The organism is Pseudomonas sp. FSL W5-0203, assembly GCF_001896155.1.
GTDB lineage: Bacteria > Pseudomonadota > Gammaproteobacteria > Pseudomonadales > Pseudomonadaceae > Aquipseudomonas > Aquipseudomonas paracarnis.
Genome location: NZ_MPOR01000053.1, coordinates 21,495 through 30,805, shown reverse-complemented (window position 1 = coordinate 30,805; position 9,311 = coordinate 21,495). Strand labels below are relative to the sequence as shown.

Here is a 9,311-nt window from a genome sequence, read left to right as displayed (position 1 = left end):
GTCAACACCTCTTTTTCAACTTCCTTTTGGCTTCGATGAACTGAAGCAACTTGCTGTCGAGAACTGCGTAACTCATTGTTTAACAAGGAGTTTTCCGTTTCGACTGCGCCGGAAGTGGGGCGAATTATAGGCTTCCAGAATTTGCCGTCAACCTTCTTTTTCACATTTCTGTCATATAAGTCAAAAAAGCTCCAACAACGTAAAGGCCGGCCCCAAGGGGCCGGCCTTTTACCTACCGAGCCTTACAGGCTGGGAAAGGCGAATTGCGACGCTTCATGGCTGGCCCGTTGCGGCCAACGCTGGGTGATCGCCTTGCGACGAGTATAGAAACGCACCCCGTCCGGCCCATAGGCATGCAAGTCGCCAAACAGCGAACGCTTCCAGCCACCAAAGCTGTGATACGCAACCGGCACCGGCAGCGGCACGTTAACACCCACCATGCCGACTTCAATCTCATCACAGAACAGACGCGCCGCTTCACCATCACGGGTGAAGATACAAGTACCGTTGCCGTATTCATGATCGTTGATGAGTTGCATCGCCGCTTCCAGGCTATCCACCCGCACTACGCACAACACCGGGCCAAAGATCTCTTCTTTATAGATACGCATCTCAGGGGTGACGCGGTCAAACAAGCTGCCACCGAGGAAAAAACCTTGCTCATGCCCGGCAACACTCAAGCCACGGCCATCAACGACCAGCTCAGCCCCCGCCGACACACCGTCTTCTATATAGCCACTGACTTTATCTCGCGCCTGCCCCGTCACCAACGGGCCCATATCCAGCCCGCAAGAAGTGCCCGCACCAATCTTCAACGCCTTGACCTGTGGCACCAGCTTGGCAATCAATGCATCCGCCACCTGATCGCCCACGCACACAGCCACCGAGATCGCCATGCAACGCTCACCGCAGGAACCATACGCCGCGCCCATCAGGGCACTCACAGCGTTATCCAGGTCTGCATCCGGCATCAGCACCGCGTGGTTTTTCGCCCCGCCCAGCGCCTGCACACGCTTGCCACGTTTGGTCGCTTCGGAATAGATGTACTCGGCAATCGGCGTCGAGCCTACAAAGCTCAAGGCTTTGACTTCAGGCGCTTCGATCAATGCGTCCACCGCGCCCTTGTCGCCATGCACCACGCTGAGCACGCCTTTGGGCAGCCCGGCTTCCTGCAACAGCTGCGCGATCAACAGCGTCGAACTCGGGTCGCGCTCTGAAGGTTTAAGGATGAAACAGTTACCGCAGACAATCGCCAGCGGGTACATCCACAACGGCACCATCGCCGGGAAGTTGAACGGGGTAATACCCGCTACCACGCCCAATGGCTGGAAGTCCGACCACGCATCAATGTTCGGCCCTACGTTGCGGCTGTATTCACCCTTGAGAATCTCCGGCGCCGAGCACGCGTACTCCACGTTCTCGATCCCACGCTTGAGTTCACCCGCGGCGTCTTCCAGGGTTTTGCCATGTTCTTCGCTGATCAACTGCGAGATCCGTGCTTCGTTCTGCTCCAGCAGTTGCTTGAAACGGAACATCACCTGGGCACGCTTGGCCGGCGGCGTATTGCGCCAGGCCGGAAACGCCGCCTTGGCTGAGTCAATCGCCTGTTGAATGGTTTCACGGCTGGCCAACGGCACCTGGTGAATCACCTGGCCGGTAGACGGGTTATAGACGTCGGCACTACGACCGCTGTCGTTGACCAGCTCACCGTTGATCAAATGCTGGATAAGGCTCATGCAGGGCTCCTGAAAAATTGTTCTATATAGAAGGAGAAATCAGTCGATCTTGTTCAGCACTTCGCCGACCGCGTCAAACAGACGGTCCAGGTCCTGCGGCTTGCTGTTGAAGGTTGGCCCGAACTGCAGGGTGTCGCCGCCAAAACGCACATAGAAACCGGCCTTCCACAATGCCATGCCGGCCTCGAATGGACGCACGATGGCATCTCCATCACGCGGGGCAATCTGAATCGCACCGGCCAGGCCGTAGTTGCGAATGTCGATCACGTTCTTGCTGCCCTTCAAACCGTGCAGCGCATTCTCAAAGTGCGGTGCGACTTCGGCTACGCTCTGCACCAGGTTTTCTTTCTGCAACAGGTCCAATGCCGTCAAGCCCGCCGCGCAGGCCACCGGGTGCGCCGAGTAGGTGTAGCCGTGGGGGAATTCCACGGCGTATTCCGGCGTCGCCTGATTCATGAAGGTCTGGTAGATCTCGCTACTGGCAATCACCGCGCCCATCGGGATCGCGCCGTTGGTGACTTGCTTGGCGATGCACATCAGGTCCGGTGTCACGCCAAAGCTGTCGGCACCGAACATCGAGCCGGTGCGGCCAAAGCCTGTGATCACTTCGTCGAACACCAACAGGATATTGTGCTGGTCGCAAATTTCGCGCAGGCGCTTGAGATAACCCTGCGGTGGCACCAATACGCCAGCGGAACCGGCCATCGGCTCGACAAACACGGCTGCGATGTTCGACGCATCATGCAGCTCAATCAGCTTGAGCAACTCATCGGCCAAGGCAATACCACCCTGCTCCGGCATGCCCCGGGAGAAGGCGTTGCTGGCCAGCAAGGTGTGAGGCAGATGGTCGACGTCCATCATCGCCTGGCCAAACAGCTTACGGTTACCGTTCACACCGCCCAGGCTGGTACCAGCAATGTTCACACCGTGGTAACCACGGGCTCGACCAATCATCTTGGTCTTGGTGGCCTGACCTTTGAGGCGCCAGTAGGCCCGCACCATCTTTACTGCCGTATCGGCACATTCAGAGCCCGAATCGGTGAAGAACACATGATTCAGGTTGCCTGGGGTCAGGTCGGTGATCTTTTCCGCCAACTGGAAGGACAACGGATGACCGTATTGGAAGCCTGGGGAGTAGTCCAAGGTGCCCAATTGCTTGGCGACCGCTTCCTGGATTTCCTTGCGCGTATGCCCGGCGCCACAGGTCCACAGGCCCGACAACGAATCATAGACCTTGCGCCCCTTGTCATCGGTCAACCAGCTACCCTCGGCGGCCACGATCAGGCGTGGATCGCGCTGGAAGTTGCGGTTGGCGGTGTAAGGCATCCAGTGCGCATCCAGCTTCAATTGGCTGGCCAGTGACGATGGGGCGTTTTCGGGCATGTTCATCAGCAAAACCTCGCAGGGCAAAAGGCAGCGTCGGGATTGAAAAAGCGTTGTTGCAGTTAAATTGCCACGGGGATAAAGTCGGTGAAATCCAACTCTTCTAACCTTCAGTCAGGCCTTCACTAAACTATGAGCAGCCGTCGTCCCGACCCTTTGGCCCAAGTCAGTGACTTCGATATTCGCTTGCTGCGCATCTTTCGCAGCGTGGTGGAGTGCGGCGGCTTCTCGGCAGCGGAAACCGTCCTTGGCATCGGGCGCTCGGCCATCAGCCAGCAGATGAGCGACCTTGAACAACGGCTCGGGCTGAGGCTCTGCCAACGCGGCCGCGCCGGGTTCTCTCTGACAGAAGAAGGCCGCGAGGTCTATCAGTCTGCCCTGCAACTGCTGAGTGCCCTGGAAAGTTTTCGCACCGAGGTCAACGGCCTGCACCAACATTTGCGCGGAGAGTTGATCATTGGCCTCACCGACAATCTGGTGACCCTGCCCCATATGCGCATCACCCACGCATTGGCGCAGTTGAAGGAACGCGGCCCGGACGTGCAGATCCAGATTCGCATGATCGCCCCCAATGAAGTGGAGCAAGGCGTACTCGACGGTCGCCTGCACGTCGGTGTGGTGCCCCAGGCCAGCGCACTGTCGGGCCTGGAATACCAGCCGCTGTACAGCGAACGCTCCTTGCTCTATTGCGCGGTCGGCCACCCGCTGTTTTACGCCGACAACAAGCAACTCGACGACGAACGCATCGACAGCCAGGATGCCATCGCCCCCACCTTCCGCTTACCCGCGGAAATCCAGGCCCATTACCAGGCGCTCAACTGCACCGCCAGTGCGTCAGACCGTGAAGGCATGGCGTTCCTGATTCTCACCGGGCGTTATATCGGCTATTTGCCCGATCACTACGCCAGCCTATGGGTGCAACAAGGCCGACTGCGTGCGCTGAAACCGGCGACACGTTTTTACGATTTGAGCCTGGCATCGGTCACGCGCAAGGGCCGTCGCCCTCATTTGGTGCTGGAAAGCTTCCTCGAAAGCCTGGCCGCCACCCGCTAACTCGGGCCTTGCACAAAAAGCTGAGCATATGGACAGCTTTTTGCAAGGGTTCAAGGACCTTGAACCGTCCGCCTTGAGTTGACCCGCCATGCCCCCAGAATCCTCCAGCCCCAGCGACCTGATCTACGGCCTCAACGACCGGCCGAAACCACTGCCCGCTCTCCTCGCGGCGCTGCAACATGTCCTGGCGGCGTTCGTCGGCATCATTACGCCGCCGCTGATTATTGGCTCCACCCTCGGCCTCACCGCCCACTTGCCCTACCTGATCAGCATGGCGTTGATGGTTTCCGGCGTAGGCACCTTCATCCAGGCACGCAGGCCGTTTGGCATCGGTGCCGGCATGATCTGCCTGCAAGGCACCAGCTTTGCGTTTCTCGGCGCCGTATTGTCAGCAGGCTTTCTGGTGAAGCAACGCGGTGGCAGACCGGAAGACATTCTGGCGATGATTTTCGGCGTGTGCTTCTTCGGCGCGGCGGTGCAGATTGTATTGAGCCGCTTTATCAGCCAGTTGCGCCGCGTGATCACTCCCCTGGTGACCGGCATCGTAATTACGCTGATCGGCATCAGCCTGATCAAAGTAGGCATCACCGACCTCGGCGGCGGTTTCAATGCACCGGACTTCGGCGCCCCCGCCAACCTGGCGCTGGGCCTGTTCGTTGTATTGACGATCATCCTGCTCAACCGCTCGAACACGCCCTGGGTACGCTTGTCGGCCATCATCATCGGCCTGGCCCTGGGCAGCCTCGCGGCGTGGTTCAGCGGCAAACTGACTCCCCAGGCGTTGCCTGACCTGCCATTGGTCAGCCTGCCTACACCATTCCGCTTTGGTTTCAACTTCGACTGGAGCGCCTTCCTCCCGATTGCGCTGATTTATCTGATCAGCAGCATCGAAACCGTCGGCGATCTCACCGCCAATTGCATGATTGCCCGCCAGCCCATCAGCGGCCCTTCTTATATAAGCCGGCTCAAGGGCGGCGTGCTCGGCGATGGGGTGAGCTGCATGATCGCCGCCACCTTCAGCGCCTTCCCCAACACCACGTTTGCGCAGAACAATGGCGTGATCCAGCTCACCGGCGTGGCCAGCCGTTACGTCGGTTTGTACATCGGCGTGTTGCTGTTCTGTCTGGGCCTGTTTCCATTGATCGGCGCCGTGCTGCAGCAAATCCCCAAGCCGGTGCTGGGCGGCGCCACCCTGGTGATGTTCGGCAGCGTGGCGGCGGCCGGCGTGCGCATCCTTGCCCAGGCACCGCTGGACCGACGCAGCATGCTGATCATCGCCACCTCATTCGGCGTTGGCCTGGGTATCGCCGCGCAACCTAACCTGCTGCACCTGATGCCGACACTGGTGCAGAACCTGTTCGACTCCGCCATCACCAGCGGCGGTATCACCGCCATCCTGCTGTGCCTGTTACTGCCGGAGGCCAAGGCAAGTACCGCCGCCGCAAACCACACCCCGGAACGCGACAGCCTGGAACCGCTTTGACGGTTTTATTGCATCAGGACTTGTCTGAGGCTTGAGGGTGGGTTATCTGTGCACACGTCGTCTCTATCGATCAGCACGGAAACCTCCATGAGCCTCGAAGTTCCTGCCCACAGCAACCACGCCGGTAAACCCGCCAGCCGCATTCGGCAAAAGAACGAACAAGCGATTCTCCAGGCTGCTGAAGATGAATTCGCGCGTCATGGCTACAAAGGCACCAGCATGAACACCATCGCTGCCAGCGCCGGGCTGCCCAAGGCCAACTTGCATTACTACTTCACCAACAAGCTGGGCCTGTACATCGCAGTGCTGAGCAATATCCTCGAACTGTGGGACAGCACCTTCAACGCGCTGACCGCCGAGGACGACCCGGCCGTGGCGCTCGCTCGCTACATCCGCACCAAGATGGAATTCTCGCGCCGCCAACCCCAGGCTTCGCGGATCTTCGCCATGGAGATCATCAGCGGTGGCGAATGCCTCACTGAATATTTCGGCCAGGACTATCGGGCCTGGTTCAGTGGCCGTGCCGCAGTGTTCCAGGCGTGGATCGACGCCGGCAAAATGGACCCCGTCGACCCTGTGCACCTGATCTTCCTGCTGTGGGGCAGCACCCAGCACTACGCTGACTTCGCCACCCAGATCTGCCGTGTTACCGGTCGCACCAAGCTGACCAAGCAGGACATGGAAGATGCTGGCACCAACCTGATCCATATCATTCTCAAAGGCTGCGGCATCAAGCCAGCCCTATAAACGAAGCGATTTATGTCTTTTACGCTCACCGGCTTTTGCGAGTTTCGTGAAGAAATACGCAAAAGTCGCTTTATCACCTTGGCGGCGCCGATTACCAGCCCGCAGGACGCCCAGGCGTTTTTCGAGCAACACAGCGACCTCAACGCCACGCACAACTGCTGGGCCTGGAAGCTGGGCGATCAATACCGCAGCAGCGATGACGGCGAACCCGGAGGCACCGCCGGGCGCCCGATTCTTGCAGCCATCGAGGCCCAGGGCTTTGATCAGGTGGCCGTCTTGGTGATCCGCTGGTACGGCGGCATTCAACTGGGCACGGGTGGATTGGCCCGCGCCTATGGCGGCGGGGCCAATAAATGCCTGCAAAATGCCGAGCGCATCGAGCTGATCAGCCGCGTCCCCCTGCGTTGCGCCTGTGGCTTCTCCGAACTGAACCTGGTGAAGCTGCGTGTCGCTGAACTCGGCGGGCTTGTGGTGGAAGAAACCTTTACCGCCAACGGCGTAGAACTGCAACTCGCCCTGGGGGAGGCGCACATTGACACCCTGCAAACCCAGCTCGCCGACCTGAGCCGTGGGCGCATCCTGCTCGAACGCTGAAACTGCTACTGTTATGCGCTGAACTCCCTGAACCGCGATTTCAAAGGAAGCCTTTCATGTCTACGCCAAAAACCGCACTGATCATCGGCGCCTCGCGCGGGCTGGGCCTTGGCCTGGTCAAGCAACTGCTCCAGGACGGCTGGGACGTGACCGCCACCGTGCGCGATCCGAACAAGGCCGATGCGTTGAAAGCCGTGGGGCCGGTGCAGATCGAGAAGTTGGACATGGACGATCAGCAAGCCGTGATCGCCCTGGCCCAACGCCTGAAAGATCGCACCTTTGACCTGCTGTTCGTCAACGCCGGCGTCAAAGGCCCGGCCAATCAGGAGCCCGGCCACGCGACCCTGGCGGAAGTCGGCCAGTTGTTCTTCACCAACGCCGTGGCGCCGATCAACCTGGCCCAGCGTTTTGTCGGGCAGATCCGCAAAGACACCGGCGTGCTGGCCTTCATGAGTTCAGTACTGGGCAGCGTGACCATTCCCGACGGCTCGGACCTGGCGCTGTACAAAGCCAGCAAGGCCGCCCTCAATTCGATGACCAACAGCTTTATCACGCAACTGGGCGAGCCCAAACCGACGGTGCTGTCGCTGCATCCAGGCTGGGTGAAGACCGACATGGGCGGCGAAAACGCCCACATCGACGTCGAGACCAGCGTGCGCGGCCTGGTGGACCAGGTAAATGCCTACACCGGCAAAGGCGGCCATCACTTCGTCGACTACAAAGGCGACACCATCGCCTGGTAAGTGGCAAAGGGTCGTTATCGACCAATTGCCGTCGATAACGATCCACGCGTAAACTGCCCATCTCGCCCTCCCCGGCGACCCTGGATCAGCAGACAGGGCAACACTGAGCTGGCAAACCTGAACCCATCATTCAGAGGAGCCGGCCAATGCCTGCGACCCGTATCTGGTTAAAAAACCCCCTCGCGATTTTCACCGCCAATGGCCTCGATGCCCGTGGCGGCCTGGTGCTGCAAGACGGTGTCATCACCGAAGTGCTGGCCCAAGGGCAAGCGCCTGCGCAGCCTTGCGCGCAGGTGTTCGATGCCCGCGAGCATGTGGTGCTGCCTGGGCTGATCAACACCCACCACCACTTCTATCAAACCCTGACCCGTGCCTGGGGCCCGGTGGTCAACCAGCCGCTGTTTCCCTGGCTGAAAACCCTGTACCCGGTATGGGCGCGACTCACCCCGGAAAAACTCGCCCTGGCCAGCAAAGTCGCCCTGGCCGAATTGCTGCTCTCGGGCTGCACCACGGCGGCCGACCACCACTACCTGTTCCCCGATGGTTTGGAAAACGCCATTGATGTGCAGGTAGACAGCGTGCGTGAACTGGGGATGCGCGCCATGCTCACCCGCGGTTCCATGAGCCTGGGCGAAGCCGATGGCGGCCTGCCGCCGCAGCAAACGGTGCAGCAAGGCCAGGTGATTCTCGAAGACAGCCAGCGCCTGATCCGCGAATATCACCAGCGCGGTGACGGTGCGCAGATCCAGATCGCCCTGGCGCCGTGCTCGCCGTTTTCCGTCACCCCCGAAATCATGCAAGCCAGCGCCGAGCTGGCCAACCAGTTGGACGTGCGCCTACACACCCACCTGGCGGAAACCCTTGATGAGGAAGATTTCTGCCTGCAACGCTTCGGGCTGCGTACCGTGGATTACCTCGACAGCGTCGGCTGGCTTGGCCCGCGCACTTGGCTGGCCCACGGCATTCACTTCAACCCGGACGAAATCGAGCGCCTGGGCGCAGCCGGCACTGGCATCTGCCATTGTCCAAGCTCGAATATGCGCCTGGCCTCCGGCATCTGCCCGACCCTGGACCTGCTCGCCGCCGGCGCCCCCATCGGCTTGGGCGTGGACGGCTCGGCCTCCAACGACGCTTCGAACATGATCCTTGAAGCCCGCCAGGCCCTGTACATCCAGCGCCTGCGCTATGGCGCGGAAAAGATCACCCCCGAAGGTGTATTGGGCTGGGCCACCAAGGGCTCGGCGCAGTTGCTGGGGCGCACGGATATTGGCGAGTTGGCAGTAGGCAAACAGGCGGACCTGGCACTGTTCAAGCTTGATGAGCTGCGCTTCTCCGGCAGCCATGACCCCATTTCCGCGCTGCTGTTGTGCGGTGCGGACCGGGCAGACCGGGTGATGATCGCAGGTCAATGGCGGGTGATCGACGGCCAAGTCGAAGGGCTGGATCTGAAAGGCTTGATCGCGGATCACAGCCAGGCAGCGCGCCAGTTGATCGCAGGCACCTAAGCCAGGTACCAATCCAAATGTGGAGCGGGCTTGCTCGCGAATGCGCTGTGTCAGTCAGTACATCTGT

At 60.2% G+C, this 9,311-nt stretch carries 8 protein-coding genes; 6 read left to right on the top strand and 2 right to left on the bottom strand.

All coding sequences use genetic code 11. The features are described 5' to 3' along the window. Positions 1–242 precede the first annotated feature (242 nt). Together BOP96_RS26920 and BOP96_RS26915 are read right to left on the bottom strand one after the other, a co-directional pair. On the bottom strand, positions 243–1,736 hold the full coding sequence (locus tag BOP96_RS26920; protein WP_014716778.1) for a CoA-acylating methylmalonate-semialdehyde dehydrogenase: 1,494 nt from the start codon (positions 1,734–1,736) through the stop codon (positions 243–245). Between the two features lie 39 nt (positions 1,737–1,775). Beyond that, on the bottom strand, positions 1,776–3,125 hold the full coding sequence (locus tag BOP96_RS26915; RefSeq protein WP_073454539.1) for an aspartate aminotransferase family protein: 1,350 nt from the start codon (positions 3,123–3,125) through the stop codon (positions 1,776–1,778). A gap of 126 nt (positions 3,126–3,251) precedes the next feature. Here BOP96_RS26915 and BOP96_RS26910 point away from each other — a divergent pair, with 126 nt between their 5' ends. From BOP96_RS26910 to BOP96_RS26885, 6 genes are all read left to right on the top strand, one after another. Continuing rightward, the gene (locus tag BOP96_RS26910; RefSeq protein WP_003188270.1) at positions 3,252–4,172 is read left to right on the top strand and encodes a LysR family transcriptional regulator; all 921 of its coding nucleotides are present in this window, start codon (positions 3,252–3,254) and stop codon (positions 4,170–4,172) included. Between the two features lie 88 nt (positions 4,173–4,260). Continuing rightward, positions 4,261–5,655, top strand: a complete 1,395-nt coding sequence (locus BOP96_RS26905) for a uracil-xanthine permease family protein (protein WP_073454537.1) — start codon at positions 4,261–4,263, stop codon at positions 5,653–5,655. 87 nt (positions 5,656–5,742) lie between these two features. Further along, positions 5,743–6,402, top strand: coding sequence for a TetR/AcrR family transcriptional regulator (locus tag BOP96_RS26900; RefSeq protein ID WP_005784489.1), 660 nt, complete (start codon positions 5,743–5,745; stop codon positions 6,400–6,402). A gap of 12 nt (positions 6,403–6,414) precedes the next feature. Continuing rightward, complete coding sequence (locus BOP96_RS26895) at positions 6,415–6,996, top strand: IMPACT family protein (RefSeq protein WP_014716775.1); 582 nt, start codon at positions 6,415–6,417, stop codon at positions 6,994–6,996. 56 nt (positions 6,997–7,052) lie between these two features. After that, the gene (locus tag BOP96_RS26890; protein WP_003188266.1) at positions 7,053–7,739 is read left to right on the top strand and encodes an SDR family oxidoreductase; all 687 of its coding nucleotides are present in this window, start codon (positions 7,053–7,055) and stop codon (positions 7,737–7,739) included. A 146-nt stretch (positions 7,740–7,885) separates the two neighbouring features. Continuing rightward, positions 7,886–9,244: an 8-oxoguanine deaminase gene (locus BOP96_RS26885; protein ID WP_020301940.1), complete on the top strand. Its 1,359-nt coding sequence runs from the start codon at positions 7,886–7,888 to the stop codon at positions 9,242–9,244. Positions 9,245–9,311 lie beyond the last annotated feature (67 nt).

Bases quoted from the DNA above. Each gene is read 5' to 3' on its own strand.
- BOP96_RS26895 (WP_014716775.1), top strand. From the start codon at position 6,415: ATGTCTTTTACGCTCACCGGCTTTTGCGAGTTTCGTGAAGAAATACGC.
- BOP96_RS26890 (WP_003188266.1), top strand. From the start codon at position 7,053: ATGTCTACGCCAAAAACCGCACTGATCATCGGCGCCTCGCGCGGGCTG.
- BOP96_RS26920 (WP_014716778.1), bottom strand. From the start codon at position 1,736: ATGAGCCTTATCCAGCATTTGATCAACGGTGAGCTGGTCAACGACAGC.
- BOP96_RS26905 (WP_073454537.1), top strand. From the start codon at position 4,261: ATGCCCCCAGAATCCTCCAGCCCCAGCGACCTGATCTACGGCCTCAAC.
- BOP96_RS26915 (WP_073454539.1), bottom strand. From the start codon at position 3,125: ATGAACATGCCCGAAAACGCCCCATCGTCACTGGCCAGCCAATTGAAG.
- BOP96_RS26900 (WP_005784489.1), top strand. From the start codon at position 5,743: ATGAGCCTCGAAGTTCCTGCCCACAGCAACCACGCCGGTAAACCCGCC.
- BOP96_RS26885 (WP_020301940.1), top strand. From the start codon at position 7,886: ATGCCTGCGACCCGTATCTGGTTAAAAAACCCCCTCGCGATTTTCACC.
- BOP96_RS26910 (WP_003188270.1), top strand. From the start codon at position 3,252: ATGAGCAGCCGTCGTCCCGACCCTTTGGCCCAAGTCAGTGACTTCGAT.